This is a genomic window from Aeromonas sp. 603079 (genome assembly GCF_049172135.1).
Classification (GTDB): domain Bacteria; phylum Pseudomonadota; class Gammaproteobacteria; order Enterobacterales; family Aeromonadaceae; genus Aeromonas; species Aeromonas veronii.
Window position 1 is genome coordinate 202,351 of the sequence record NZ_JAAKPX010000003.1, and the last position, 25,551, is coordinate 227,901.

Consider the following 25,551-nt stretch of genomic DNA (forward strand, 5'->3'; position numbering starts at 1 on the left):
GGGCTAAGCCAAGGCCACCATTGCTCTGCAGAGCGGGGTGAGCTTATCACGCTTAAGGACCCCTGATCATATGTACGAATTACGATGCGGCCATTGCGGCAAGAAATTGGCAAATTTTGTGGGGCAGATCGACATTAAGTGTCCCCGTTGTAAGGTCATCAACAATGCGAGTGCCTCTGAGCCCCTGCTTGGAGGTAGTCATGGAAAAACAATTACAGGACGGGTGGTTGCGGTTGGTGAACGCGGACTCGCTGGAGTTTATCAAGACGCTGCCGGCGGCAAGTGTTGATCTGATTGCAACTGACCCGCCCTATTTCGGGGTGAAGCAGGAAGCGTGGGACAACCAGTGGGAGAGTGGGGTCGAGTTTTTGGCCTGGCTCGATGCCTTCCTGGTGGAGTTTCGGCGGGTGCTCAAGCCCAATGGCTCTGTGTACCTGTTCTGCTCACCGCGGATGAATGCGGATGTGGAGATGCTGATCCGGGATCGCTTCCGGGTGTTGAACCATATCGTGTGGGCCAAGCCATCAGGAGTCTGGAACCGGATGCGGAAGGCCGATATGCGAGCCTTCTGGCCAGCGAGCGAGCGGATCATCTTTGCTGAGCAAGTAGGGGCAGAGGGGAGTGCCAAAGCGGGATCGGGTTATGCGAAGGCATGCCATGATCTGCGCCGTCAGGTGTTTGCCCCGCTGATTGAGTATTTCCGCTATGCCCGGGAGGTGGCCGGTGTCAGTGCTGCCGATATCAACCGGGTAACCGGCACCAAGATGGCTGGCCATTGGTTTGGTGCCAGTCAGTGGCAGTTGCCGAGCCGAGAGCAGTATGCCCAGTTGCAGGCTCTGTTTGCTGAGCGGGGTAGGGCACTTGGGCAGGATTATGCCGGGTTGAGTGAGACCTATCAGGGGTTGCACCAGACTTACAGCAATCTGGTGGCATCCTATGATGAGTTGCGGGGGGAGTATGAGCAGTTGCGCCGGCCGTTCTCTGTCACCCAGGATGTGCCGTTTACCGATGTGTGGATGTATCCATCGGTGCAGGCCTACCCGGGTAAGCACCCATGCGAGAAGCCATTGGCCATGATGGAGCACATCATCCGAACCAGCAGTCGTCCTGGTGATGTGGTGGCGGACTTCTTTATGGGGTCAGGCACTACCGGCAAAGCGGCGATCAGGTTGGGGAGGCGGTTTATCGGGGTGGAGCTTGAGAGGCCGCGGTACCTGCAGACCTGTGCGGAGGTGGAGGCGTTGATAGGCGCGGGTAAATAGCGCTAAGAGGCTGCCTGCCGACGGGGACGTGTCGGCAGGCAGCGCAATTATTGAATTTCATGTACAGCTAACCAGTTGATGAGCTTTTTGTTGAAGGCATCTGAATCAAGAGCATGGTGCGCTCTGCGATGGCAATTTGGGCACAATGCGATCACATTTGCTGGATGGTCAGGTCCACCATCTGAAAGCCGAAACACATGATGAACCTCAAGATACGGGCCCTTCTTACTGAGAAATGGGGCTGGTTGTGTGCAACCTTCACAATTGCCGTTAGACCTTGCAAGGGCATAGCGCTTAATGGCTTCAGAACGTAACGCTACATTGGTTACCTTTTGCTGTTGAGGGGCATTACTCGGTGCATCTGTCAGCGCAAGAGCCCTGAGCTGTGCCAAAGAGAGTTTGGATGGTAGCTTCTGGAGTGCTGTGTAGCTGGCCTGTGGCGTTTGAATTTGGTTTCCATTTTGTATGGGAGCGAGAAACCCAAGGTGGAAGATGATTGCCACTCTTGGAACCCCATTACGGTCTGGTCGTAGTTCAGTATGATGTCCTAAACATTCGACTTCACCGAGAAAACGGACATTGTTGTCTGGCTGATATTCGAACAGAAGAATGATCTTGCCATGTGCTGCATGACTGGCAATGGCTTCGTTCCCACGAACCATTTGCATATCGCCCGTTTGCCCTTCACCCGTGTACCAGAACGTTCCGTCTGGTCCTGGCTTGTCGTGATATCCATATGCGGCTCCAGAATCGCTGGTAAAGGCAAAAATATAGGGCACTGAGGCCGGTGTGGATATCCCGCCTTGTTGCTGTCCCTTGAAGGGCCCATGGATATTTAGTCGTCTGTTGTAAATGCCACCGATGATGAATGGATGAGTTGGGACTATCACGTGGATTGCTCTCAGGCTGCTTAGTGAAGGATCTGATTTATCAGATATTTTTACTGAGGTTACGTGAGTCTGAATGTCGATCGCAAGCCGGAAAGTCGTCAATTGTGACTTGCCCTGGATAAGTCGCGATCACGTTGGGGTGGAGCTGGAGAACCACGTTACTTGCATGCTCCTGGAAGAGGTGGTTAGGAGTAACGCTGGAGCAGCACTTATGGTGTGGCTTTCATCTGAAGGGACTATTCAACAAGCCATATCGTTCTAACATCATCGAGTTATACCAGTGCCTCTTGATGTTTTTCTGGGTTCTTGTCTCGTAGCTTTTGCAAATTCTGTAGTTTCCATCGAATCGCGGGTAATTGCTCTGCGGTGGGTGCATCAAACAGTATCCAGTTGGCTTCTCTCCGTTTGAATGAGACTTTGTGACATGTGGCACACTCGTGCTGCTGTCTTTCAACTATGTGTTATTCAGGATTCCTTACGAATCCTCTATGGAGGCATAAGAATGGACGCTCACTTTGTAGGTGAAGTAGATGTTCGTTGGTTAGTTGAAAGCGGTGAAGACCGGAAAATGCAATTATTATCAGATTTTGCTTTTGTGGATAGTAATAATGTTCGATGGGAAGCAAAGAAAAATGATGTGATTGATGGCGCAAGTATCCCAGAGGTTATATGGTCACAAATCGTTGGTACGCCATTTATTGGTGATTATCGGCGGGCGAGTGTAGTGCATGATGTTGCATGTGATAAACGAATGCATACGTCAAAAGATGCGCATCGTATGTTTTATGAAGCTATGTTAGCTGACGGTACTCCTCAACCTAGAGCATTGCTATTTTATACTGCAGTTAGGCTTTTTGGTCCACAGTGGGAAAAAACTGTTGGTCCAACATCTATAAAGTTCAAAAGTACATTGTTATCTTCTTCTCCTATAGCGATGCTCGACTTTAACCGGCTCGAACAAGCATTAGATGAAGTGCTAGGCGCAGATAATAAGTGATAGCGGGCAGTATTAATTCTATGCAAAAGTTTTTGGGAGAATGGATAAATGAAAATCATACACTTAAGTGATTTGCACATACATGGTAGTAATGATGATAATCAGGCGCTAATTTCGGCATTAGAATTTATATCGAAAACCTATACTGAACACATCTTGATAATTACGGGTGATATTACCGATGATGGTTCACCAAAGCAATATGAAAAGGCTATTGAACTTCTTAACGGGTTTAAAGGAAGAATTTATATCTGTCCTGGGAATCATGATTATGGTGCCGTTGGGAACTTGTATAGTGAAGAAAGAGCCCTTCGCTTCGATCAATATCTATCTATTCCATTAGAGCAGGGAGGGACATTCAGAGGTGATTGCACTCCAGTAGTTAATATAGTCAATGATGGAAAAAGTAAGGTGATGCTCATTGCATTGGATTCAAATCTTGAGACATCTAGCCCGTTTGATTTTGCTTGTGGTGAGATTGGCCCTTTACAGTTACAGGCATTGAATACACTACTGTCCACATCTTCACAGGACATGATCAAGGTACTTTTCTTTCACCATCACCCGTTCATGGTTAATGATCCATTCATGATGCTGAAAGATGCAGAAGCACTTGCGCGCACGATCTATGGGAAAATAGACGTTGTCTTATTTGGACACAAACATGAAATGAGTCAATGGGAAAACCGGTGGGGCACTAAGTATATCCTTGCATCAGACAACTCATCAGATAAAAACTATGCTAAAGAAATAACAATTGATGGCGATGCGGTGTCTGTGGCAATAGTTCCCATTAGAACCCAAAAAATATAGGTTGCTTTGGGACAAAGAAAAAATCTTGGAAGTTGCCTGCAGTTTTTGCTAACGTAGATTCCAATGATGGAGGACTGCACCTAAACGGGTGCGGTCTTTTTTGCATTCTACGTCTAGACCTCTGCTTTGCAGGGGTTTTTTCGTTTCTGGGGGGGGGGCGGATGAGCAAAGAGGAAAGCATGGCTACTGCAGCAGCCCTTGGTGGCACCGCAGTGAAGTCTGGACCTCCGGTTTTAGTATCCAGCATGACGCTTGCCGGCTACTCGCTCAATGACTGGGTGCTGGTGGCTACGCTCTTGTGGATTGTGGTCCAGATGGGCTGGTTCTTGTGGCAAAACATCATTCGTCCCCGTTCTGGGCAGGGTGGTGAGTGATGAGCAAGGTTCGCATTGCCATTGCTGCATTGACGCTCAGTGCAGCCGGGTTTGTGGGGATCTTGAATCGAGAGGGCTATGAGCCGGTGGCTTATCCCGACCCGGTTCACGGGACTGCGTTGCCGACGCTGGGATTTGGTAGCACCGAGGGGGTGAAGATGGGTGATGCCATCACGCCGCTACAAGCTATCAACCGGAGCCTGCGGGAGGTGCGGTCGTTCGAGATCGCCTTGAAGGATTGCATCTCGGTGCCGCTCTATCAGCACGAGTACGACGCCTATGTCGAGCTCGCCCATAACATCGGCCCAAGGGCCTTTTGCCGCTCCACCATCGTGAGGCGCCTGAACGTTGGCGATTACGCTGGTGCCTGTGAGGCCATTCTGCTGTTTAAGCGTGCCGGCAGGCAGGATTGCTCGGCGCAAGGGAACCGGGTATGCCCAGGGCTCTGGAAAGACCGGCTGCGCCTCAACGCCAAGTGTAAGGGGATGTGATGGCACTGTTCCCGCAAAGCAACGCGCTCTCCTTCCTGGTCGGCGCACTGGTGATCGCTGCATTGGCCGGTGGTGGCGTGGCTCTTTACCAGTCAGGTCATTCAGCTGGTGAAGAGGGTGAGCGCAAGACCTGGCAAGCAAAATGGGATAAGCAATCTGCCGAGCTGGCAGAGGCCAGGGCTCAGAACGTTCAATTGGCGCGTGAGGAAGAGCAGCGTCGCCAGCGTGCTATCGACAAGGTGAGGCAAGATGCGGAACAACAAATCGCCCGGGTTGAGACTGATGCCGCTGCTGCCAGTGCTGTTGCTGCTGGGGTGCTCGAGCAAGCCCGCCGCTTGGCAACCAGAGCCAGCCAGTGCGCCAACCATTCCCGAGTTACCCAGTCAGGCGATGCAGCCAGACAGCCCGCCGTGGTGCTCGCCGACGTGCTCGGCCGGGCTGATGCGCGAGCGGGAGAGTTGGCAAGAGCGTATGACCGCGCTCGAACAGCAGGGTTGGCCTGCGAAAGAGCCTACTTCTCCCTGACTCAGTCCCATTAACCGAATTGCTGCACCGGAGTCACGCTCCAAGATGGCGGGTCGTCCCGCGTTAATGTGTGCCGGTGTGGCACCAATCAGGTAACAGCCATGCCAGCACGGGTACCCAAGGTGTGCCGCGACCGGACCTGTCACCAGCTGACCACCGAGCGCCATGGTTACTGTCCTGCCCATGTTCATCTGCTTGATGGCTGGAAGAAGGTGGCCAAGGTCAGCGCGGAAGATCGCGGCTATGACTGGGCGTGGCGCAAGTTGCGCAAGCGGATCTTGGATAGGGATAACTACCTCTGCCAGGTGTGCCTTGCCCTTGGCATCGTGACACCCGCAACCCAAGTGGATCACATCGTCAACAAGGCTGCAGGCGGTACCGATGCAGAGTCAAATTTACAGGGCATATGTGACCACTGCCACGACACCAAGACTCGCGCAGAGGCGCTGGCAGCCCGCCAGGCCGGGCGTCAGAGGGGGTAGGGGGGAGCAAATCCTTCCAGCTTTTTGCTTCCCCCACTGCTCCGCCTCGCAAAATTTTTATACCCGCGAAATTAAAAATTTAAATGGAGGGCGCGATGGCCGGTGCAGCTGCCGTGCCCGGGCGCGGTAGAAAGCCCAAGCCGACAGCTCTGAAGCGCCTGGGTGGTAATGCCGGCAAGCGGGCACTGAATAAAGATGAACCTACATTCACCCCATTGATCGGGGTTGCCTGCCCTGAGTGGCTGGCAGAAGATCAATGGGCCCCCACGCTATGGGACATGGTGATCCGCGAGCTCTGTAGTGCGGAGGTGTTGTGCATCACCGACCTGCACAACCTCGAGGCATTCTGTGCGGCCTACTCGCGGTGGCGCAGAGCAGAGATCGAGATTTCCAAGCACGGCCTTGTTGTCGAAGGCGCAACTGGTGGGCCAGTAAAAAATCCGGCCTGTACCGTGGCCAATGAATCACTTAAGCAAATGACAACTTATGGGGCCCTGCTCGGGCTGGACCCGTCCAGCCGTTCACGCCTGATCGGCGGCAATAAAAAGAAGGGAGGGGGAAACCCGTTCGCGGCTTTGTAGGGATGGACTATGGCAGCACGCAAAAGTTATCCCTATGTCAACGTAGCGAACGGCTACGCCCGCGACGTTGTGCGCGGCAAGATCCCCGCCTGCCGCTATGTCATCCAGGCCTGTCAGCGCCACCTCGATGATCTGGCCAAAGAAAAATCCACTAAGTTCCGATACCGCTTCGATAAGGACAAAGCCGAGCGGGTAGCCAAGTTTATTCAGCTCATGCCCCACACCAAGGGGGAGTGGGCATTCAAGCGCCAGACCCTGAATCTTGAGCCGTGGCAGTTGTTCATCGTCTGCTGTGTATTCGGCTGGGTGCGCAAGGGCAGTGGCCTGCGCCGTTTCCGTGAGGTCTACAACGAGATTCCCCGCAAGAACGGAAAGTCGGCGCTCTCTGCGCCGGTCGGCCTCTATTGCTTCGCTGCTGACAACGAATTCGGTGCCGAGGTTTACTCAGGCGCCACCACAGAAAAGCAGGCGTGGGAGGTGTTCCGCCCAGCTCGCCTGATGGCCAAGCGTACCCAAGCGTTGATTGTTCACTTCGGTATCGAGGTGAACGCCAGCAACCTTAACATCCCATCAGACGGGGCTCGCTTCGAGCCGCTGATTGGCAACCCGGGTGATGGTCAGTCGCCATCCTGCGCCATCGTGGACGAATACCACGAGCACGACAGCGATGACCTCTACACCACCATGATCACCGGTATGGGGGCTCGCCGCCAACCGCTGATGTGGGTGATCACAACCGCTGGTTACAACGTTGATGGCCCCTGCTATGACAAACGGCGGGAGGTGATCGAGATGCTGGCCGGCACGGTGCCGGATGATGAGTTGTTCGGGATCATCTACACCATTGACGAGGGTGACGACTGGGCGGATCCGGCAGTGCTGGCGAAGGCTAACCCCAACATGGGGGTCTCTGTCTATGCCGAATACCTGCTGGCGCAGCAGACCAAGGCGATCAAGTCGGCGCGCTTTGCCAACATTTTCAAGACCAAGCACCTAAACGTCTGGGTCTCGGCCAAGACGGCGTTCTACAACATGCAGCGCTGGGCGGCCTGTGAGGACAAGAGCCTCACCTTGGAGCAGTTTGCCGGTGACGAGTGCATCCTCGGTTTCGACTTGGCTCGCAAACTCGATATGAACTCCATGGCGCGGCTGTTCTGGCGAGATATTGACGGCAAGCGCCACTACTACTCGGTGGCGCCCCGCTTCTGGGTGCCGGAGGATACCGTTTTTGATAACGACAACCGGCGACTGGCAGAGCGCTACCAGAAGTGGGTCAACCTTGGGGAGCTCAGCACCACAGACGGAGCCGAAATCGACTATCGCGAGATCTTCGAAGAGGCGAAAGAGGCCAACCTGAGCAACAAGGTCTTGGAAACCCCGCTCGATCCTGCTGGTGCCATTGCCTTGTCTCACTCATTGGCGGACGAGGGTATGTCCCCCATCACCATCACCCAGAACTATCAGAACATGTCCGGTGCCATGAAGGAGCTGGAGGCAGCCATCACGGCTGGTCGTTTTCACCATGACGGCAACAGCCTGATGACATGGTGTATCGGCAACGTGATTGGCAAGTTCCTCCCTGGTAACGATGACATGGTGCGCCCCGTAAAGGAGAGTGCGGATCAAAAGATCGACGGCGCGGTCGCGCTGATGATGGCTATCGGTCGAGCCATGGTGCCTGACCGGGAAGAAGAGAGCTCCATCTACGAAACCTCGGACGTCTTATGTTGACACAACTTTCAATTTTCATCGTGGGCCTGATCGGCGCAGCGGCGCTGGCATATGGTGCCAGCCTCTACTCACCGCCTTTGGGGTGGGTTGTCGGCGGCATGCTCTGCTTGGTCTGGTCATTTTTGATGAGCAGAGCCGTTGCCGCAGCGGACTATGCCAAGCGTAACAAGGGGGATAGCTGATGTTCCTGCCAATCATGTTCGGCAGCGGGCGCAAGGGGGGGAACTTCAGTCAGTGGATCAGCAGCATGGGTGGCAGGACAGCAAAGTCCGGCGTGCTGGTTACGCCAGAGACGGCTCTGACCCAAGGCGTAGTGAGAGCCTGTGTCACGTTGCTGGCCGAGTCAGTCGCTCAGCTACCCTGCGAACTGTATCGCCGTGAAGATGACTCACGTAAACGCGCAACCGAGCACCCGCTCTACGATATTGTCCACGCCAGTCCAAACCAGAAAGATACCTCGTTTGAGTTCAACGAACTGCGAATGGGGCATCTCGGCCTGCGCGGTAACAGTTATAGCCTGATTGACAGGGACGGCAGTGGGTACATCACCGAGCTGATCCCGGTCAATCCGGACAAGATTGCAGTGCTCAAGGGGCCTGATGCGCTGCCCTACTATCAGCTGCTCGATGGCAGCAACCAGATCCTGCCGATGCGGATGATGCATCACGTCAAGGGATTCAGTCTTGACGGCTATCTGGGGCTGTCGCCAATCCAGACCAACCCTGACAGCATCGGGCTGGCCATGGCAGTGGATGAGCATGCAGGGCGGGTGTTTGCCAATGGCACCACATTGTCAGGTGTTATCGAACGACCACACGAAGCAAAGGCGATCGGCGATCAGAAAGTCGTCAACGCCATTCTGGATAGCTTTACGTCCCGCCACTCCGGGCTGCGCAACTCCTTCTCTGTTGCAATGCTTCAGGAAGGAATGCAGTACAAACAGTTGGCGATGAATAACGAACAGGCCCAGCTGCTTGAGTCGCGGAAATATGGCGCCATCGAGATTTGCCGGTTGTACAAAATACCGCCGCACATGATCGGTGAGTTGGAGCGGGCGACTAACAACAACATCGAGCATCAGGGGCTGCAGTTCGTTATCTACACCCTGCTGCCGTGGGTCAAGCGCATCGAGGCCGCCATGATGCGCGACCTCTTGTTGCCCAAAGAACGAAAAGACCTCTACATCGAGTTCAACCTCTCCGGCCTGCTGCGGGCAGATCAGAAGTCCCGTTACGAGTCATATGCGCTCGGTCGCCAGTGGGGCTGGCTCAGCGTCAACGATATCCGCCGGTTGGAAAACCTGCCCCCGATCCCGGGCGGTGACATCTACCTTACCCCGCTCAACATGGTCTCTACCGGCAAGCTGCCGCAAGGCATCAGCCAGGCGACCCCGGAACAAATCAAAGAAATCGAGGCCATCCTATGCCGAAGCTGATGATCAACTACCCGCACCTGGCCAGTCAGGTGTTCGGTGTGCCGCTCTATGTCACCCAAGAGGTGCTGGCAGGGGTCAAGAGTCTGCTGATGCCGCGCATGCTGGGCAACCAGATCGAGGTGATGGCGGCTGATGACTTGCCAGATGGGCTGGAACCCAAGCAGCTTGAGGCGCGGAGCGAATCACAGTACCGCGTCGAGGGACTGGCAGTGATCCCGCTGCACGGCATCTTGGTAGCGCGGCGCGGTCACATCGATAACGCCTGCACCGAGCTGACCAGCTACGAGTGGGCGCGGGCGCAGATTGCCACAGCGTTGGCTGATGAGCGGGTCAAGGAGATAGTGCTCGATATCAACTCCGGCGGCGGCCATGCGGTCGGATGCAAGGAGCTGGCCGACTACATCTTCAGCAAGCGCCCCGTCAAGCCGATCACCGCGCTTGTCAACTTCTCAGCCTATTCGGCCGCTTACTTCATTGCCGCAGCCTGCAGCAAGGTGGTAGTCAGTGAAACCGGCGGCTGCGGCTCTGTCGGCGTCATCATGGAGCACATGGAGGTGAGTAAGTGGGAGGAAGAGGTTGGGCTCAAGTTCACCACCTTCTACCGCGGCGACCGTAAAAAGGACGGCACCCCCCATGAGCCGCTCAGCGATGGGGCCATGGCGGCCATCAATCACCGCATGGATCAGGCCTACGACCTGTTTATCAGCTCGGTAGCCCGCTATCGCGGCCTGTCAGTCGAGCAGGTGAAAGCCACCGAAGCCACCCTCTACAGCGGGGATGAGGCGGTCAAGAACGGGCTGGCCGATGAGCTGGCCAACCCGCAGGACTATCTCAACGGTCTGGCTGCTCGCGTGGCCAAGTCAGCCAAACCGGCTCAAAGTATCGGCCTTCGTGCCCGCGCCATCGAAATGCAGAACCAACTCTAGCCCAGCGGCGGAGTCCATCCCAACAAGCCCTGAAAGGGGCTTTTTTTATGTCCAAAGGAAACCAATCGATGAAGACTATCGAAGCCCTCCGCCGCGAGCGTGGCGAAATCGCCGCCCAGGTCAAAGCCTTGGCAGAACTCGAAGCCAGCGGTACCGCCCTCACCGACGAGCAACTGCAGCAGTTTGCTGACCTGGAGAGCGAAGCAAACAAGATCAGCGCAGCCATCGCCCGTCAGGAGAGCGCCGAGCGCCTGATGGCTCAGCAGGCTGTGCCGGTCAATGCTCACGGGTCCCAGGCGCCACCGGCTGTCCATGTGAAGCAGGAGCTTAAACAATATCAGGGCGCAGGCTTTGCCCGTATGGCGATGGCAGTCGCGGCCGGCAAGGGCGATCTGCAACTGGCAGAGAAGTTCGCCGCCACAGAGATTGGCGATAAGCAGGTGGCTATGGCCATCAGCACCGCCGCCGGTTCCGGTGGCGCTCTGATCCCCGAGAATCTGCACTCCGAAGTGATCGAACTGCTGCGACCGAAGACCATTGTTCGCAAGCTTGGCGCCCGCGTGGTGCCGCTGCCCAATGGCAACCTCTCAATGCCGCGCATGACCGGCGGTGCAACATCCAGTTACGTTGGTGAGGGGCTCGATGCTCGCTCTACCGCCAGCCAGTTCGGTGATGTGAAACTGGCAGCCAAGACCATGATCACCCTAGTGCCAATCAGTAACCAGCTGATCGGTCGCTCCGGCTACAACGTCGAGCAGCTGGTGTTGAGCGACATGATCGCCGCCATGGCGGTGCGCGAGGATAAAGCCTTCCTGCGCGATGACGGCACCAACAATACCCCGATCGGCTTCAAGAAGGTCGCGATCGATGCAGGCCGCACTGTTGAGTGGGCCGGTACTGCTGACCTGCCGACCATCGATGCTTACCTCGATTTGCTCATCCTCAAGCTGATGAACTCCGACAGCATGATGGTCTATCCGGGCTGGGGCATGAGCCCGCGCACCTGGATGAAGCTGTACGGCCTGCGCGATGGCAATGGCAACAAGGTGTATCCGGAGATGTCGCAAGGTCTGCTCAAGGGCTACCCCATTGCGCACACCAACACCATTCCGACCAACCTCGGCACCGGAACCAACGAGTCGGAGATTTACTTCGCCGACTGGAATGACGTGGTGATCGGCGAGCAGGACAACATGACCATCGACTTCTCCACCGAAGCTGCCTATGTGGACAGCAACGGCGACATGGTCAGCTCCTTCTCCCGCAACCAGTCGCTGATCCGCCTGGTCGGCAACCACGACGTGGGCTTCCGTCATCCGGAAGGCCTGGCACTGGGTACCAAGGTCACCTGGTAAGGCCGCAGCAGGGCGCCGCACTGGCGCCCTCTCTCATCCCCTTGTAACAAGGAGCCGACATGGCCAAGCCACCGAAAGGCGATCGCGCAGGGCAAACACCTGCCACTGACGCCGATCACCAGCAGCAGAGCGGTGAACTGCCGCAGGAGCCGACCAGCAATGCAACTGACACCCCCCAACCCGATGCCGATGCAGGCCTTGGGCAAGATCCCCACGCCGGAACTGGCGAAGGCGATGAATCAGATTCTGACCACCCCGCAGCAGGTCAAGCGCCAGGCGATGCAACCGGCGATGCAGCCGGAGCTGGCACCGCGCCGCTGACCGGTGAGCAGTCCACTGGCGCAACTGACGCCGATCACGAGCAGCAGAGCGGCGATGAGCCCGCGCCCCTTCCTGATGAGCGGGTGCTGGTGTGCTTCACAGGCCCGTGGAAGAACTACAGCCGAGGCGATATCACTCGCCTGTCGCCTGCAGAAGCCGAACTTGTGTTCAAGAAAGCGCTGGCGGAAGCAGTAGCAGAACCAGACCTGGAGTAAACATGTTGCTGATAACCGTGGCGGAGGCCAAGGCACAATGTCGTATTGAGCCAGATGAAGTTGACGAAGATGCGTTGTTGACTGGCCTGATTGAAGCGGCGATCAGCCACATCCAGTCTGATATCAACAAGCCGCTGGTGGCTGAGGGGGAAGAGGGACAGACCCTCACACCGGCGCTGAGGTTGGCGGCATTGCTGCTGATTGGACACTGGTATACCAATCGCGAGGCGGTGGTGACAGGGACCATCGCCACCACCCTGCCGTTGGCGTACGAGTCATTGATCCATCCCTATCGTGAAATCGTGGTTGGCTAGGGGGAAGCATGGTTAAAAGTGGCGAACTGAACACCCGGCTAATGCGCTTTGGCGCAACGACCGGATCGCCCTCCGGATGGCCTCCACTGGGTAAAATATGGGCAAAGGTTATTGACCCAAAGGCCGCTGGCCGTGAGGCGCAAGCCAGTATTTATGCGACCGGATCGACCATGATCACGGTACGTGACCGTTATGACCTGTTGCCAGGTCAGCTGCTTAAAGGGAGAGCTTGTTGGTATCTGATTGAAGATATCGCCAGCGAACCTGGGGCCCTGCAGATCTCGGCCCGCAAACTTTCAGGCGAACCGGCCACCTACACCCCAAAACATGGGGTGGCCTATCCGGTAACCGTCTTTATGGCGGCTGAAAACCTGATGGTGGGGGCGCGTAGCGAACCGCGCCGCCAGATAGACCTGATATTGCCTGAGCTGATCTGGCCGTTTGCACGCCAAGGTGACCAGATCACCCTGCGCGGACGCAGTTACAGCATCGATGGGGTAGTCGAGGGCAGCGACAACGGCACCACGCTGCGAGTGATGGTGGTCTGATGCCGGGGGGACTGAGCCGTAAGCGCAGGGCCAAGGCGATCAACGTCACTGGCCTGAGCGAGAGTAAAGAGGCCTTTGAGGCGCTCCCTGCCAAGATCCGCAAGCAGTTGGTGGCGGTGGTCAATGAAGTTGCCCGCGATACACGCAATGACATGGTAAACCGGATTGCGGCAGATGGTTTCAATACCGCATCGGTTAGAGCCAGGATCAAGTTCGACAAGGCAACGGCAACCCATGACGTGGCGACCCTGAGCCTTGACTTGAAAAAGGTGCCGTTCAGTCGCGTCAAATTCTCCTCAATTCGAACTGATGGAACTGGAACACGAGCCAGCGTCTGGGTGCTACGCGGTGGCAAGCGCGTGCAGGTCTACGGCTTTATTAACCCCTATGGCAAAAAGCGCCGCCCGATGATCCGCTATCAGAAGGCGGGCAAACCGCGGTTGGTGATGGCCGGTGGGGTAGGGCTGCGGGGCTGGTGGAATGACATCATCACCGAGCAGTACCTGGCCGCGCTACAAGCCAAGCTGGCCAGTACCTTTACCAGGGCAATGACATGAAAGAAGCGACCCTCATCAGTGATGCATTGTTGGAAAAGCTGGCCAGCGTGACCTCGTTATCTGGGGAAGCGCAGATATGTGACAGCGATCCGCAAATTGACCAGTACACCCCATTACCACTGGCTCACTTTCGAGAACTGAGCGAAGGCAAGCCTGAACGGAGGGGGCGTGAATGGAAACGTACCCGCAATATTCAGGTGGACCTCTATCAACCCGCGAGCGCAGGCCGTGCCGGGCGTGACCAACTGTTATCGGAGGTGCTGGCGGCATTGGTGCCATCGACGGCAGGGATCCCGTTACCCGGCACCTCATTGCTTACCATTGCTGTGGGCAACATCAACCTCGAACCCGAAGAGGTCGGCAGTGACACATTGTTGACCTCGATCCAATTCAGCCTCACCTATACCGCCAGCCTCTAGGTTGGCACCATCATCTGGATACCATAGGAGCATCCAAGCATGTCATTTACCGACAAAGGCCTGCTGTTGGCTGGTGATGTCTACATCGCCGAAATCAACAACGGCGTGAAAGGGCCCCTGATTGGCCCCATCAACGTCAACGAGATCACCGTCACCCCGCCGACCACCGAGGAAAAGTCGCGCATCTCCAAGAAGCGCAGCACCTTCGGCCAGGCGCTGGACTCGGTTCAACTTCCGAAGGACCCGGCCAAGCTCTCCCTTAAATGGGACTCCATGACCAAACAGCTGCTGGCCGATGCCATCGCCGGCAAACAGGTGGCCTTCACCCAGGCCGAGGCACCAGTGTCGGATGAGCTGGTCACGCTCAGCAAAGAGGGGTGGGTTGAGCTGGCGAACGCCTACATAAAACCTGGCTCGATCACCGTCAAGTTGAGTGCTGGTGGTACGGCGCTGGTACTGGATACCGATTACAAGGTCAACTGCAACATGGTGATGGCTATCAGCGACCAAGCGGCCGCAGCCTGCAAGGTCAGTTACACCAAAGCAGCGGTGACCGGCACCACCTACACCGGCACCACAGAAACACTGAAGCCTCGCTACTTCCTGATCGACGGTGAGAACTTGGCCAACCCTGGGCAGCGAGTGCGCGTCACCATCGACCAAGCCATGCTGGCAGCCCAGGGTGCTCTGGCGCTGATGAGTGGCGAGTTTATGGAAGGTGAGCTAGAGGGCTCACTGGTGACCATGCCAGGTAAGTCTGAGCCATATCGGATGGAGATCCTGAATTGATATCAAGATGACATTAAAATTCATGTCCGAATTTTAATGCAATCAATATATATTTTAGCTCAAGTATTCTTTGAGTCAGAGCTAGAGAATAGTGCTGTTCCCAAGAATGGTATTTAGTGAGTTTATTATCCTTCATGGGAGCAGCACATTAATCACTTCTTAGTTGTTGTTAAATTAATATCCTTTTCAAAGGCGAGTTGTAGGAGCATTGTGGTCAAGTCAGTTTGGATATAACCATTATGGGTTGAAAAATCCATGAAAGTACTGGGTTTCGCAAAATCGAATACGCTAGCATCTACACGAACGTTCCACATGCGCCCGTTGGCGGGAATTCTTTTGTTGGCATTAGTCGCTTTGTCATAATCGTATTCAAAAACACCGCGGCATAGATTTTTGTTTTCCATCTTGATTTTGCTATCCAATACTTCTGTTCGAGGGTAGTCCACCATAAATACACAATGCCGAATGAGAGATGATGGTGTAGATGGATCTCCATATTTCAATGTGAAAAGTCGGTAGTTACTCATCTTCCAGTAATCAGTATATGACATGGCATCTAGTTCTGAAATTTTCCCGCATGAAGACTCACCATGTACTCCATTTGGTTTGCAGTTCTGGATAGTTATTTGATGAGTAATATATGGTTGATAATGACCTATGGTTACATTAGTATCTTGCTTATTGTCAGGGTAGTCCGGAGAGAGCAAGTGTAGATTAAGAGCTAGTGGATAAATTGTGTTAGTAGCAGTATCGTCTTTTGCTGTGAAATTTATCCATGTTGGAGTCCGTGCTTGTGTCGATGTTTGGGTGGATTCATATAATGGGCGATATGCATCTGCGCCAATAGCTGCATTGGCAGTTATAATAAGTGTCCCAGCCCCCAGGGGTTGATAATTTCCGGACTTAATTGATGGTAGAAATGCCCGACTCAGTACGCGCCCCCCTAGTGAGTGGCCGATGACAATCATACGGCTTTTTGAATTGATAGATTGCATTTTATTCGCAATATAAATTAAATCATTAGATAACGGACCATTTTCTCGGCCAATTTTATCAGCAGTTTTAGCTCGACCTCCTATTGTTAACGTACTAAATAAACCATCGTATGACTCACCTCGCCAACCTATATATATCCCGAGAACATCATAATTAGAATGTCCTGATTGTTGCAATGCGTACGAGTAACGTGCGAGCATATTTGGGAATTTGCGAAAATTATCATCATCACTTGATGCGTTATGATGCCAACCGTGAACATATACAGGGATTAGAAGAGGTCGCTTAGAACTGCGCAATTCTTTGAGGATTAATTCCAGCTGTTTGGGGTCGAGTAGTGAAGTTTGGGTGCGGTTAACACTGTCTTCTGGGTATTCAAGATAAGCAATTTTAAATGAATGCTGTTTCCCATGGGCGGATTTATTGCTCGTGCAGTCGATGTTTCTTCCATTTTGGGGAACGAAACAGGATTTCTCTTTAAGCGTTATGGCCGACAAGTCACATTCATTACCCTCTGGGCAAACTGGTTGCCATACTTTGTCCGGAACCGTACAACCAGAAATTAGTAATGTCGCAAGAAAAATGTGTGCTCGCATAAAAATCATCTCCGTTGCATTGGCTAATAGTTAATCTAATTGTGTCGCATATTTAATATAGTGCACTATTAATATTTATGCCGTTCAACGTGATTCTATACCGCTATCTCTGCAGTTTTTTCTTTCTAAGGATTTCCCCCATGGCAAGCTACGATACCGATATCCAGTTGCGGATCCGCGCCGCTGTTGAAGGGCTGGCCGAGATCAGCAAACTAATTGCCGAAGTGGATACCCTCGGCGGTGAGACAGAATCAAGCAGTGAACAGGTCGGCTCCCTGGGGGATGAGCTGCAGCGCCTCGGTGAGCAAAATGCCACCTTAACCCAGTTTGCCAACCTCAAGCGCAGTACCGCTGATTTGGGTGATGGACTGGAACAGGCTCGTACCCGGGCAACTGGTATGGGTAAGGCACTGGCCGAGGCCAAGAAGGAACTAACCTCATCCAATGCGGCCTACAGTGCCAGCCGGCAGGAGACAGAACGGCTGGCCACGGCCCATGCAGAGGCCAGGGCCAAAGTTGATCTACTGCGCCAAGCCAACAGCGAAGCCACCACCGTCACCAAGGAGCATCGACAGGCGCTCAAGGACGCGCGGGAGCAGGTGCGTCTGCTTGGCGAGCAGTACAAAGAGAGTTCAGGCCAAACCAATGAGCTCAAGCGTGGACTCGAATCCAGCGAGAAGGCACTGCGGCAGCAGACTCGGGAGTTCAATTCGGCCCGCCGGGAAGTTCAATCCCTGGATACTCAGTATCAGCGCCAGAACGTGACTCTAAACGGACTGCGCCGATCGCTGACCGATGCTGGCATCGATACTCGCAAGCTGGCCAGTGAGCAGAAGCGGGTAGAGGCCGCCAGCCAGCAGGCAGCTAATCAGATCACCTATCTGAAAAACCAGCTGACCGGACAGGCCGGCGCCCTGCGAGCCAATGCCAGTGGCTTGACAGAATACAGCCAGAAGGCCAAGCAGGCAGAGCAGAATACCGAAAGTCTGCATAGCGCTGTCGAAGATGGTGAGCAGGGTTGGGCGGCATTGGCCGCCAAGATCGGTGGTGTTGCCGCTGCATATTTGACCTTTGACCAGTTGGTGGCAAGAACCACAGGCATGGTCAGAACAGCGGACGAGATTGAACGCCTTGGTGTATCACTCAAGAGTGTAGAGGGCAGTGCTGCAGGCGGTGAGAAAGCGCTGGCCTGGCTGCGTGAGTTCAACGAAAAGACGCCCTTTCAACTCAACGAGATCACTACCGCCTTTATCAAGGCGAAAAACTATGGCCTAGACCCTTACAACGGGGTACTGCAGGCCGCCGCCGACTATACCGCCAAAACGGCGGGAACCTACCAGGATCTTGAAGGTGTCATTGTCGCGCTTGGGCAAGCCTATGTTAAGGGAAAGTTGCAAGCCGAAGAGATGAACCAGCTCAACGAGCGATCTGTTGCAGCGGCCCAGTTGCTGGCAAAAGCGATGGGCAAGACAACGGATGAGATCATCGCGATGGCCTCGGCTGGGAAGCTTGGCAGGAATGAAATCTACCTGCTGATCAAGGCAATGGGAGACGATGCTGCCGGGGCGTCAGAGGAAATGGCGCAGACCTTCAGCGGGATCTGGTCAAATTTTCAGGAGCAGCTGAATAAAGTCGAGCTCGCAATTGCTGATGCGGGCATCTTCGCTTTCATCAAGTCAGAACTTGCTGATGTCACCGCACAGATCCGAGCGGCTGCAGATGATGGAAGTTTGGCTGACTGGGCCAGAAGTGTTTCTGACGGGATGAAAACGGGAGCAGTGGCCATTCGCGGCATCACTGAAACCATCATTGAGCTCAGTGCTGGGGTGGGGATCCTCGTTAAAGCTTGGGGCACCATGAAGGTGATCCAGTGGAGTGCTCAGCTACTCGGTATCGGGCAGGCCATGAAGACCGGTGTGGTCATGCCGACAGTAGAAGCTGGCAAAGAGATGGACGTTACCAGCAAGAAGGCGGTCAAGCTCAATGGTGTACTCAGCGCCTTGACCATGGGTAACGGAGCCTTGTTGGCGGGGCTGTCAGTGCTGGTTTATGAAGGTGGTCGGGGTCTAGTCAAGCTGGCAGAGGATGCCGGTGTTTGGGCTGCAAAGATGGGGGAGGCGGGAGAGATTGAGCAGCGGGTTGCTGAACAGTCCAGAGCCTTCTTTAACCAACTGCAGCGCCAAGGGATGACCACCATGGCGCAGTTTGACGAGTTCAAAAACGTTCAGGTCCTCACTGCCCAGGAGGTTGCCAACCTCTCGGAAACAGAGCGAGCAGCCTATGAGCAACGGCTGCAGGGACACCGTGAATATCTGACCGGTCAACTGCAGGTACAGAAGGCTCTCGAGGCATCAGGCCTCAAGGCCGAGGCTATGCAGTATCAGGCCGATGCCGCGCTGGCGAGCATGCGCCAAGGGTTTATTGACCTTGCTGCCGGTGCTGATATGGCTGGGCAAGCTATTGATGCCAGAACCCGCCCTGCAGTGGTGAAGCTGGTTGCTGATTTCGACATGCTCAAGGCAAAAGGCAAGGAGACTGCCACCGGCATCAACGAGATATTCAAGGGGCTGCAAATGGGGGACCCCACCTCTTTGCAGAACATCACCTTGGCTCTCGACTCTCTGCGTGAGCAGGGCAAGGTCACACAGACCGAGATCGACGCCGGACTTCGCAAGAGCCTGCAGGATATGAGTCTGCAGGAACTCGAGGTGCTGAAAGTCCAGTCTATGGCTGCTTTCGAAACCATGAAAGGTGGTGTGATCAGCACAGCTCAGGTAACCGAATCAGTACTTGCTGAAAAGTTGCGTCGTCTCGGGCTGGACTATCAAGAGCTGCAAACCGGGATTGATGCGGTAGGGAGGGCCACTATTGACACCTTTCGCGCTATCGCCACAGATGCATCCGCCACCTCGGTAGAAATCGCCGCGTCGATGAAAGCCGCAGTGAACAAGGCAGACACCGCGCAAGAGCTGGAAGAGTTGCGGAAAATCTGGGCACAGTTGGGTCAAGCCGGGAAGTTGTCATCTCAGGAGCAAGCTCGCGGACTTGGTTTCCTCGATGAGAAGATCAGGGATACCCGCCGTAAAGCGGCCGAGATTGGGGACGGTTTTAATACCGCCGCCGACAAGTCCAAAGCGGCCGCTGACACCATGAAGGAAAGTCTGAAGGGTGTGCAGCAGGAGGCACAGAAGACCAAGAGTGACGTTGAAGATACCATGGCGAGTGTCAACGCTATGAACTCTTCATCTGGCCGTGGGGAGGTAACCCGCACCGTCAATGCCGGCTCCTTCTTCTACAAGACAGTAGATATCAACCAGCTGCGCGGCAATGCCGATGCACTGACCAATACCTTGGCCGGTGTCGAAGAAGAGCTCGCCCGCTACAGCCAGAAGGTCAAAGACATTCCGGCCTATAGCGAGTGGAGCAAGTATTACGGCGAAAAGTTCCAAAAGGAGATGGAGGCCATGCGGGCACAGCTCCAGAAAGAGCTGAACAAGGCGCAGCAGAAGGAATTGGATAAAGACAAGTCGTCACAGCAGACCAATGATTCCCCCCCTCAAGTCCAGAAACAAAATGACCAACGCCGCTCTGCGAGCGACAAAACAGTCACCATCCATCTTAAAACCCCCAGCGGCAATGCAGAGCTCCAGTCTGATGAAGAGAATCTGGATGCGCTGCTGCGCGTGCTGAAACAACAAGGATTAAGAAGCTGATGATCAAATTGGCTGGCATTGAGTTGCCTGATGACTTGGATTGGGGGGACGAGTTCGAGTGGGAGCCTATCGGGCAAGTGATCACACCAACATTGTCTGGCGCGATCATTGTAGAAGAGGCTGTTCAATCGGAAGGGCGGCCGATCACATTGCGATCTGATGGTGAGGCTTGGGTGAAGCGTTCGACTGTAGTTGCACTTCATGCCTTGGCATCAGCTCCATCAGCCAAGATGCCCCTCGAGATAAATGGACGTCACTTCACAGTACTGTGGCGCCGTGAGAGCAGTGGCGGACTCGAGGCCAAGCAGCTGTATCGAATTGCCGACCCTGATGAGTATACCCCCTATGAAGTCACCCTTCGCCTTATCGAGGTAACACCATGACCATTCTATCTGGCGATATCAAGCTGATGGCCAGCCAGCGGATGACGGACACCGAGGACGGTGGCGGGCGCATCACCGGCAAGGAGATCGTCAGCGGCGAACATAACAGCATGTTTCCCGATATCAGCGATCTGGATCGGGCCTATGGGGTGGTGAACCTGCGCAAGGTATTTCTGGCGGTGCAGACGGACGACACCGACACCTACTATGGTGCGAATGCCGCCGTGCTGCTGCCGCCCTACGATCCGAACGTGGGCCTTGCCCTGATGACCACCAAAGACCACCACGACACCCGCAACAATGCCCGCGATGTGGTGGAGCGCTATCTGGCGCGCGGCCCCAAGTGGCAGGGTTTTCTCTACGATACCCAGCTGGAAGGGCAGCGGGCGATCCGCTTCTTCCAGCGGGTTGAGGCGCGATTGCCGGAGGTGGGCGAAACCCTGGTGATGGTCGGCAACGAGAACAAGGCCGGGGAGTTCGAGCAGTATGTGCGGGTGCTGGATGTAACCCAGAAGCTGACCAAGTTCCAGGTACAAGGTCTGCCCGAGTTCACCCGCAACGTGGTCACCTGCACCCTGGCGGATCCGCTGCGCTTCACCTTCGAGGGGGAACAGCCGACCCCCTATGATGTGGTGACCAACCCCAAGACCGCCCTGCGCGAAACCGTGGTGGCGGATGCGGCCAACTACTTTGCCAGCACCAAGATGGTGGATGATGCCGCCTTTGGTTCGATGCAGGTACGGGCCAAGACGATTTTTACCCAGCTGGTGCCTGCTGCCCGCAGCGAGACCCCGGCGGTGGATCTGACCGCTGCCGGTGAGCTGGCCAGCCTGGTGGATTCTGGCCGTGGGCTGGTGAGCATCAACACCGCAGCGGTGATCGCCCCGAGCCGTGGCCTGTTCCTGGGCAGCGGTGCCAAGCCTGGCACGGTGACCATCACCATCGGCGCGGCCACCATCACCGACAAGGGCGGCGAGCTGGTTGTTGCCGGGTCGGTGGTCGGCTCCATCGACTATGGCCGTGGCCAGCTGGAGTTCAATGCCCAGTGCCCGAACTACGGCACCCAGAGCAAGACGGTCTCTTTCTGGCCAGCGGCCCGCCCTGCCCGTATCGCTGACACGGCGCGGATCGAGGTCAAGGCGAACAATCGGGGATATGCCTACACCATCACCCTGCATCCGACCCCGGCGCCTGGCACCACTACCGTCAGCTTTATGGCGCAAGGCAAATGGTATGACCTGAAAGACAACGGGCGCGGGGAGCTGCTGGGCATCGACCGCTCTTATGGCTCTGGCACCATCAACCTGGCCACCGGGTCGGTGATGCTGACCCTTGGCGCCCTGCCGGATGTGGATACCTCCATCATGTTCAGCTGGGCCACCCCTGTGAACTACACCAACCGCAGCGGGCAGGCCATCAGCATCGGCAAAAGCGCCTGGCAGCTCCCCCACAAGGGGATCACCCCCAAGAGCGTGATCCTCACCTGGGGCGATGGCAAGCGGGCCACCGATGTGGCGGGGGACGGCAAGATAAGCGGCGATATCACCGGCATCATCAACTATGCCGAGGGGATCATCGATCTGGAGCACGTTACCTTGCCCGCCTTGGGTCAGGAGTACGCCGCCCAGTACCAGTACGGTGAGCCGGTGACCGAGCGCCATATCGAACCGGGGCGCCTCAATACCCCCGGCCAGGTGGGGCACCTCTCCATCACTCTGGACGGCAAGGACGGCGGAGGCGCCCACAACCTCACACCGGGTTCGGTGCGGGTCAAGTTCAACGCCCTCTATCACAAGTTCGATGTGGACGATCAGGAGCTGGTGATCCAGACCCGCGATCCCATCATCACCCTGCGCGATGACGGGCTGGGCAAGCTGATCGATGCCAGCGGTGTGGTGCTGGGTGCCATCGACTATGCGGCGGGCACCCTGCACTTTATGCCGGATGGCTCCAGCCCCTTGCCCAAGCCGAAATATGCCTGGGTGACCGTGGGCACCCGCTGGGAAGGCAACAACCAGATCGCGGTGCAGCGCTGGACGATGACCGGTATCGAGTACCACAACACCGCCTATACCTTCCCTGACGGGGAACAGGGGTGGGTGGATGTGACCTACCGCAACAACAACAGCGCCGAGGCCCAGAATGCCACCCTGACCGCCCAGGCGCTGCGCATAGACGTTACCCCAGGCTTTGCCGAGGCGATTCTGGAGGGGTCGATGCGCTTCACCCTGGGGGGCTCTACCTACGTTGACCGGCAAGGGCTGCTCTACCGCGACCCGGATCCATCAACCGGGGCAGGCATCCAGGCGGGCACCATCGACTATTCAAACGGGTTGGCGGTGCTGGCCGACTGGGCAGCCGGGCAACCGGCCCAGCCATCGCTCCAGAGTCTGGCCACTTCATTCAGTGCCCAGTCAGTGGATGCGGTGACGTTCCGCACCCCAGGCGCCCCCTTGGCACCGGGCAGCCTCTACATCAGCGCCAACACCGCCAGCGGGCGCCGTATCGAGGCCACGGCAGACGGGGACGGTTTTTTCACCACCACCGACATGGATGGCAAGGTGAACTATCAGACCGGCATCGTTACCGTGCGCTTTGGCCGCAAGGTCACGGCAGCGGGCAACGAGACCCAGCCATGGTATGACGCCGAACAGGTGGGGGAGGATGGCAAGATCTGGAAGCCGATTAGCGTGGTGGCCGACTCCATTCGCTTCAACTGCGTGGTGTTCAGCTATCTGCCGCTAGATGCCGACATTATCGGGCTGGATCCGGTGCGGCTGCCGTCTGATGGCCGGGTGCCGTTTATCCGCAAGGGCAACATCGTGGTGGTGCATAGCACCAAGCGCGGTGCCTACCCGATGGGGGTGACGGCTGGCCAGCAGTTCAACACCGGGCGCCAGCGACTGGCTTACTGCCATGTGGAGGATAAGAACGGTAAGCGGCTCGATCCTGCGCTCTACAGCGTCAATCTGGATAGCGGGGTGGTCACCCTGGCCACCCCGTTGAACCTGACCGGCTACATAGAGCCGTTGGCGGTGGTTCACCGGATTGAGGATATGAGTCTGGTCACCGATGTGGAGATCTCTGGCCGCCTGGTGCTGGCCCGCCCCCTGTCTCACGCCTATGACGCTGCTGACACCCTGGTGTCGTCAGCGCTGATCATGGGCGACTTGTGGGCGCGTTACACCAACCTGTTTGACCAGAAGGTTTGGACGAACAAATGGCAGGACTTTGTAGACGGCGACCCGACCACTGCGCAGTACAACGACACCGATTTCCCCATCGTGGTCACCAACCGCGCCACCCTGGAGGAGCGCTGGGCCATCATCTTCCAGACCAGTACCAGCTTTGTGCTGGTCGGGGAGCATGTGGGCCAGATTGCGCTGGGGGATGTGAATACCGACTTTGCCCCCATCAACCCCAACAACGGCCAGCCCTATTTTCGGCTGGACAAGCGCGGCTGGGGCGCTGGATGGTCGAGTGGCAACGTGCTGCGCTTCAACACCAAGGCGGCCAACTTCCCGATCTGGGCCATCCGTACCGTGCTGCAATCGGTGGCGGCCAGCGAGTCTGATCGCTTTGAGCTGCAACTGCGCGGAAACGTTAACCGCTAACCGGGTGGGGCACCGTGCCCCGCCCATTATTTTTTGTGGGGCAAAATGCCCCGCTGATGGAGAAAATCAGATGGCTGTTTATCCGGTAAAGTGGTTTTCAAGTGACATGCAGGGTGCGCCGCAAATGAGCAGCGACACAGCCGATGGCCAGCTCACCGCCTTGCTCAAGGCCATTTTGGTCACCGGCTTTGGCACCCTGACGATTAACTCCCTGTCGTTTGATGCTGCCAAGGGGTGGGCGGTGGCTACCTTTAGCGGCGGCCATGCCTATCTGCAAGATTCAGTTATCCAGGTCGATGGGGTATCGCCTGCCGCCTACAACGGCGAGCATCGGGTGATGCAGGTCAGCACCACTCAGGTGTGGTTTGAGATTGACGGTGGCAACCCAGGCGCTGCCGGTTCCGGCGCGGCCATGACCATGAAGGTGGCGCCGCTGGGCTGGACGATCACCCATGAAAGTGGGGACGGAAAGATCTTTATCGTGCGCCCCACCAACGTCAGCGAGTCGGGGAACGTGTCGTGGCGAATTGATAACAGCGCCTTCACTGGTTGGACAGGAACCACTACCGGCTCATCAGTGCAATCTCTGGCGAAGATCGCCATGGTGGAGGATGTGGTGGATATCAACACTTATACCACCATCTACGACCACCGTTGGCCAGCTACTATGCGCTATTCCAGCAAACAGTGGGATTTGATAGGGGATAGCCAGTTGTTCTACTGGTTGCCGGTGATAGGTAACGTCAGCTATCAAACCGTATTTTGTTGCGGTTATATCCGATCCGTCAGACCGGGCGACCGCTACCATGCGATGCTGGTTCACTACTGGACTACTGATCCCGCCCAATCACCTCAATGGTGGAATAACTACAACCAGACCAGTAGCGGCACCAACAACTGGGGCACCACACTGACCAGCTTTGACCAGAGCAGCCAACGCGCCATCGCCAGACCTTATAACCAGCTGTTTGGATCAACTAGTTGGTGGTTAAAAGGACTGTTTGGTCGCTTTGGTAATGGACTATCCGTGCCCAATGCCCCGGACAACGGATTTTATGTATCAACCGACCCTTGCATGGTTATCGAGAGTGGAAACCATCTGCGCGGTTTTATGCCTGGCTTAATCGTGCCCTATGGCGACATTTTAGGCTGGCATCGGAAAAACTTTGCCAACCTGCCCGCCCTGCCAGGAAAGTTGGTGCGATTTATCCGTGGGTTGTATCA

At 55.8% G+C, this 25,551-nt stretch carries 26 protein-coding genes; 24 read left to right on the forward strand and 2 right to left on the reverse strand.

The window, feature by feature from the left end; genetic code table 11:
* The first annotated feature begins 70 nt into the window (after positions 1 to 70).
* Both G5287_RS03300 and G5287_RS03305 read left to right on the forward strand, forming a co-directional pair.
* Positions 71 to 289 (forward strand): Com family DNA-binding transcriptional regulator, encoded by a 219-nt coding sequence (locus G5287_RS03300; protein ID WP_421230828.1) that lies wholly within the window; start codon positions 71 to 73, stop codon positions 287 to 289.
* Positions 201 to 1,262, forward strand: a complete 1,062-nt coding sequence (locus G5287_RS03305; protein ID WP_421230829.1) for a DNA-methyltransferase — start codon at positions 201 to 203, stop codon at positions 1,260 to 1,262. The genes G5287_RS03300 and G5287_RS03305 overlap by 89 nt, the downstream gene beginning before the upstream one ends.
* A gap of 47 nt (positions 1,263 to 1,309) precedes the next feature.
* Here G5287_RS03305 and G5287_RS03310 read toward each other — a convergent pair whose 3' ends face one another.
* Positions 1,310 to 2,254, reverse strand: a complete 945-nt coding sequence (locus tag G5287_RS03310) for an HNH endonuclease (RefSeq protein ID WP_421230830.1) — start codon at positions 2,252 to 2,254, stop codon at positions 1,310 to 1,312.
* 400 nt (positions 2,255 to 2,654) lie between these two features.
* On the opposite strand from G5287_RS03310, the gene G5287_RS03315 reads away from it, so the two are divergent.
* The 18 genes from G5287_RS03315 (at position 2,655) to G5287_RS03400 (ending at position 15,025) form a co-directional block, all read left to right on the forward strand.
* Positions 2,655 to 3,149 carry a DUF1353 domain-containing protein gene (locus tag G5287_RS03315; RefSeq protein ID WP_421230831.1) on the forward strand — a complete coding sequence of 165 codons (495 nt, stop codon included), beginning with the start codon at positions 2,655 to 2,657 and terminating at the stop codon, positions 3,147 to 3,149.
* 48 nt (positions 3,150 to 3,197) lie between these two features.
* A complete protein-coding gene (locus G5287_RS03320; RefSeq protein ID WP_421230832.1) occupies positions 3,198 to 3,962 on the forward strand; it encodes a metallophosphoesterase family protein in 765 nt (254 codons plus the stop codon).
* A 161-nt stretch (positions 3,963 to 4,123) separates the two neighbouring features.
* Complete coding sequence (locus G5287_RS03325; RefSeq protein WP_042080756.1) at positions 4,124 to 4,336, forward strand: hypothetical protein; 213 nt, start codon at positions 4,124 to 4,126, stop codon at positions 4,334 to 4,336.
* The gene (locus G5287_RS03330) at positions 4,336 to 4,827 is read left to right on the forward strand and encodes a lysozyme (RefSeq protein ID WP_421230833.1); all 492 of its coding nucleotides are present in this window, start codon (positions 4,336 to 4,338) and stop codon (positions 4,825 to 4,827) included. The genes G5287_RS03325 and G5287_RS03330 overlap by 1 nt, the downstream gene beginning before the upstream one ends.
* A complete protein-coding gene (locus G5287_RS03335; RefSeq protein ID WP_421230834.1) occupies positions 4,827 to 5,366 on the forward strand; it encodes a DUF2514 family protein in 540 nt (179 codons plus the stop codon). The genes G5287_RS03330 and G5287_RS03335 overlap by 1 nt, the downstream gene beginning before the upstream one ends.
* Positions 5,367 to 5,453: 87 nt before the next feature.
* Complete coding sequence (locus tag G5287_RS03340) at positions 5,454 to 5,834, forward strand: HNH endonuclease (protein WP_421230835.1); 381 nt, start codon at positions 5,454 to 5,456, stop codon at positions 5,832 to 5,834.
* A gap of 95 nt (positions 5,835 to 5,929) precedes the next feature.
* Positions 5,930 to 6,415, forward strand: coding sequence for a phage terminase small subunit P27 family (locus tag G5287_RS03345; protein ID WP_005346900.1), 486 nt, complete (start codon positions 5,930 to 5,932; stop codon positions 6,413 to 6,415).
* A 9-nt stretch (positions 6,416 to 6,424) separates the two neighbouring features.
* Positions 6,425 to 8,146, forward strand: a complete 1,722-nt coding sequence (locus G5287_RS03350; RefSeq protein WP_421230836.1) for a terminase large subunit — start codon at positions 6,425 to 6,427, stop codon at positions 8,144 to 8,146.
* Entirely contained in the window at positions 8,140 to 8,328 is a 189-nt protein-coding gene (locus G5287_RS03355) for a hypothetical protein (protein WP_322861865.1), read from the forward strand. Before G5287_RS03350 ends, G5287_RS03355 begins: the two co-directional genes overlap by 7 nt.
* Entirely contained in the window at positions 8,328 to 9,581 is a 1,254-nt protein-coding gene (locus G5287_RS03360) for a phage portal protein (protein ID WP_421230837.1), read from the forward strand. The genes G5287_RS03355 and G5287_RS03360 overlap by 1 nt, the downstream gene beginning before the upstream one ends.
* A complete protein-coding gene (locus tag G5287_RS03365; protein ID WP_421230838.1) occupies positions 9,569 to 10,507 on the forward strand; it encodes a S49 family peptidase in 939 nt (312 codons plus the stop codon). The genes G5287_RS03360 and G5287_RS03365 overlap by 13 nt, the downstream gene beginning before the upstream one ends.
* A 68-nt stretch (positions 10,508 to 10,575) precedes the next feature.
* A complete protein-coding gene (locus tag G5287_RS03370; RefSeq protein WP_421230839.1) occupies positions 10,576 to 11,862 on the forward strand; it encodes a phage major capsid protein in 1,287 nt (428 codons plus the stop codon).
* Between the two features lie 59 nt (positions 11,863 to 11,921).
* The gene (locus G5287_RS03375) at positions 11,922 to 12,398 is read left to right on the forward strand and encodes a hypothetical protein (RefSeq protein ID WP_421230840.1); all 477 of its coding nucleotides are present in this window, start codon (positions 11,922 to 11,924) and stop codon (positions 12,396 to 12,398) included.
* Positions 12,399 to 12,400: 2 nt separating this feature from the next.
* On the forward strand, positions 12,401 to 12,712 hold the full coding sequence (locus G5287_RS03380; RefSeq protein WP_421230841.1) for a head-tail connector protein: 312 nt from the start codon (positions 12,401 to 12,403) through the stop codon (positions 12,710 to 12,712).
* Positions 12,713 to 12,882: 170 nt separating this feature from the next.
* Complete coding sequence (locus G5287_RS03385; RefSeq protein WP_421230842.1) at positions 12,883 to 13,260, forward strand: hypothetical protein; 378 nt, start codon at positions 12,883 to 12,885, stop codon at positions 13,258 to 13,260.
* Complete coding sequence (locus G5287_RS03390) at positions 13,260 to 13,817, forward strand: hypothetical protein (RefSeq protein ID WP_421230843.1); 558 nt, start codon at positions 13,260 to 13,262, stop codon at positions 13,815 to 13,817. Before G5287_RS03385 ends, G5287_RS03390 begins: the two co-directional genes overlap by 1 nt.
* Positions 13,814 to 14,236, forward strand: coding sequence for a hypothetical protein (locus G5287_RS03395; RefSeq protein WP_421230844.1), 423 nt, complete (start codon positions 13,814 to 13,816; stop codon positions 14,234 to 14,236). Before G5287_RS03390 ends, G5287_RS03395 begins: the two co-directional genes overlap by 4 nt.
* Before the next feature lie 39 nt (positions 14,237 to 14,275).
* Positions 14,276 to 15,025 (forward strand): hypothetical protein, encoded by a 750-nt coding sequence (locus tag G5287_RS03400; protein ID WP_421230845.1) that lies wholly within the window; start codon positions 14,276 to 14,278, stop codon positions 15,023 to 15,025.
* A 152-nt stretch (positions 15,026 to 15,177) separates the two neighbouring features.
* Here the strand turns inward: G5287_RS03400 and G5287_RS03405 are convergent, their stop codons facing one another.
* Complete coding sequence (locus G5287_RS03405) at positions 15,178 to 16,617, reverse strand: hypothetical protein (protein ID WP_421230846.1); 1,440 nt, start codon at positions 16,615 to 16,617, stop codon at positions 15,178 to 15,180.
* A gap of 140 nt (positions 16,618 to 16,757) precedes the next feature.
* Here G5287_RS03405 and G5287_RS03410 point away from each other — a divergent pair, with 140 nt between their 5' ends.
* The 4 genes from G5287_RS03410 to G5287_RS03425 form a co-directional block, all read left to right on the forward strand.
* A complete protein-coding gene (locus tag G5287_RS03410) occupies positions 16,758 to 20,330 on the forward strand; it encodes a tape measure protein (RefSeq protein ID WP_421230847.1) in 3,573 nt (1,190 codons plus the stop codon).
* A complete protein-coding gene (locus G5287_RS03415) occupies positions 20,330 to 20,713 on the forward strand; it encodes a hypothetical protein (RefSeq protein WP_236317037.1) in 384 nt (127 codons plus the stop codon). The genes G5287_RS03410 and G5287_RS03415 overlap by 1 nt, the downstream gene beginning before the upstream one ends.
* Positions 20,710 to 24,327 (forward strand): curculin (mannose-binding) lectin protein, encoded by a 3,618-nt coding sequence (locus G5287_RS03420; protein ID WP_421230848.1) that lies wholly within the window; start codon positions 20,710 to 20,712, stop codon positions 24,325 to 24,327. The genes G5287_RS03415 and G5287_RS03420 overlap by 4 nt, the downstream gene beginning before the upstream one ends.
* A gap of 70 nt (positions 24,328 to 24,397) precedes the next feature.
* Positions 24,398 to 25,551, forward strand: a 1,154-nt coding sequence (locus G5287_RS03425; protein WP_421230849.1) for a hypothetical protein, incomplete at its 3' end; no start/stop codon positions are given.

Excerpts from the sequence above, each read along its gene's own strand:
- G5287_RS03385 (WP_421230842.1), top strand. The coding sequence starts at position 12,883 with ATGATCACGGTACGTGACCGTTATGACCTGTTGCCAGGTCAGCTGCTT.
- G5287_RS03340 (WP_421230835.1), top strand. The coding sequence starts at position 5,454 with ATGCCAGCACGGGTACCCAAGGTGTGCCGCGACCGGACCTGTCACCAG.
- G5287_RS03355 (WP_322861865.1), top strand. The coding sequence starts at position 8,140 with ATGTTGACACAACTTTCAATTTTCATCGTGGGCCTGATCGGCGCAGCG.
- G5287_RS03395 (WP_421230844.1), top strand. The coding sequence starts at position 13,814 with ATGAAAGAAGCGACCCTCATCAGTGATGCATTGTTGGAAAAGCTGGCC.
- G5287_RS03390 (WP_421230843.1), top strand. The coding sequence starts at position 13,260 with ATGCCGGGGGGACTGAGCCGTAAGCGCAGGGCCAAGGCGATCAACGTC.
- G5287_RS03415 (WP_236317037.1), top strand. The coding sequence starts at position 20,330 with ATGATCAAATTGGCTGGCATTGAGTTGCCTGATGACTTGGATTGGGGG.
- G5287_RS03410 (WP_421230847.1), top strand. The coding sequence starts at position 16,758 with ATGGCAAGCTACGATACCGATATCCAGTTGCGGATCCGCGCCGCTGTT.
- G5287_RS03365 (WP_421230838.1), top strand. The coding sequence starts at position 9,569 with ATGCCGAAGCTGATGATCAACTACCCGCACCTGGCCAGTCAGGTGTTC.
- G5287_RS03330 (WP_421230833.1), top strand. The coding sequence starts at position 4,336 with ATGAGCAAGGTTCGCATTGCCATTGCTGCATTGACGCTCAGTGCAGCC.
- G5287_RS03315 (WP_421230831.1), top strand. The coding sequence starts at position 2,655 with ATGGACGCTCACTTTGTAGGTGAAGTAGATGTTCGTTGGTTAGTTGAA.
- G5287_RS03350 (WP_421230836.1), top strand. The coding sequence starts at position 6,425 with ATGGCAGCACGCAAAAGTTATCCCTATGTCAACGTAGCGAACGGCTAC.
- G5287_RS03325 (WP_042080756.1), top strand. The coding sequence starts at position 4,124 with ATGAGCAAAGAGGAAAGCATGGCTACTGCAGCAGCCCTTGGTGGCACC.
- G5287_RS03300 (WP_421230828.1), top strand. The coding sequence starts at position 71 with ATGTACGAATTACGATGCGGCCATTGCGGCAAGAAATTGGCAAATTTT.
- G5287_RS03420 (WP_421230848.1), top strand. The coding sequence starts at position 20,710 with ATGACCATTCTATCTGGCGATATCAAGCTGATGGCCAGCCAGCGGATG.
- G5287_RS03305 (WP_421230829.1), top strand. The coding sequence starts at position 201 with ATGGAAAAACAATTACAGGACGGGTGGTTGCGGTTGGTGAACGCGGAC.
- G5287_RS03335 (WP_421230834.1), top strand. The coding sequence starts at position 4,827 with ATGGCACTGTTCCCGCAAAGCAACGCGCTCTCCTTCCTGGTCGGCGCA.
- G5287_RS03345 (WP_005346900.1), top strand. The coding sequence starts at position 5,930 with ATGGCCGGTGCAGCTGCCGTGCCCGGGCGCGGTAGAAAGCCCAAGCCG.
- G5287_RS03320 (WP_421230832.1), top strand. The coding sequence starts at position 3,198 with ATGAAAATCATACACTTAAGTGATTTGCACATACATGGTAGTAATGAT.
- G5287_RS03360 (WP_421230837.1), top strand. The coding sequence starts at position 8,328 with ATGTTCCTGCCAATCATGTTCGGCAGCGGGCGCAAGGGGGGGAACTTC.
- G5287_RS03405 (WP_421230846.1), bottom strand. The coding sequence starts at position 16,617 with ATGCGAGCACACATTTTTCTTGCGACATTACTAATTTCTGGTTGTACG.
- G5287_RS03375 (WP_421230840.1), top strand. The coding sequence starts at position 11,922 with ATGGCCAAGCCACCGAAAGGCGATCGCGCAGGGCAAACACCTGCCACT.
- G5287_RS03380 (WP_421230841.1), top strand. The coding sequence starts at position 12,401 with ATGTTGCTGATAACCGTGGCGGAGGCCAAGGCACAATGTCGTATTGAG.
- G5287_RS03400 (WP_421230845.1), top strand. The coding sequence starts at position 14,276 with ATGTCATTTACCGACAAAGGCCTGCTGTTGGCTGGTGATGTCTACATC.
- G5287_RS03370 (WP_421230839.1), top strand. The coding sequence starts at position 10,576 with ATGAAGACTATCGAAGCCCTCCGCCGCGAGCGTGGCGAAATCGCCGCC.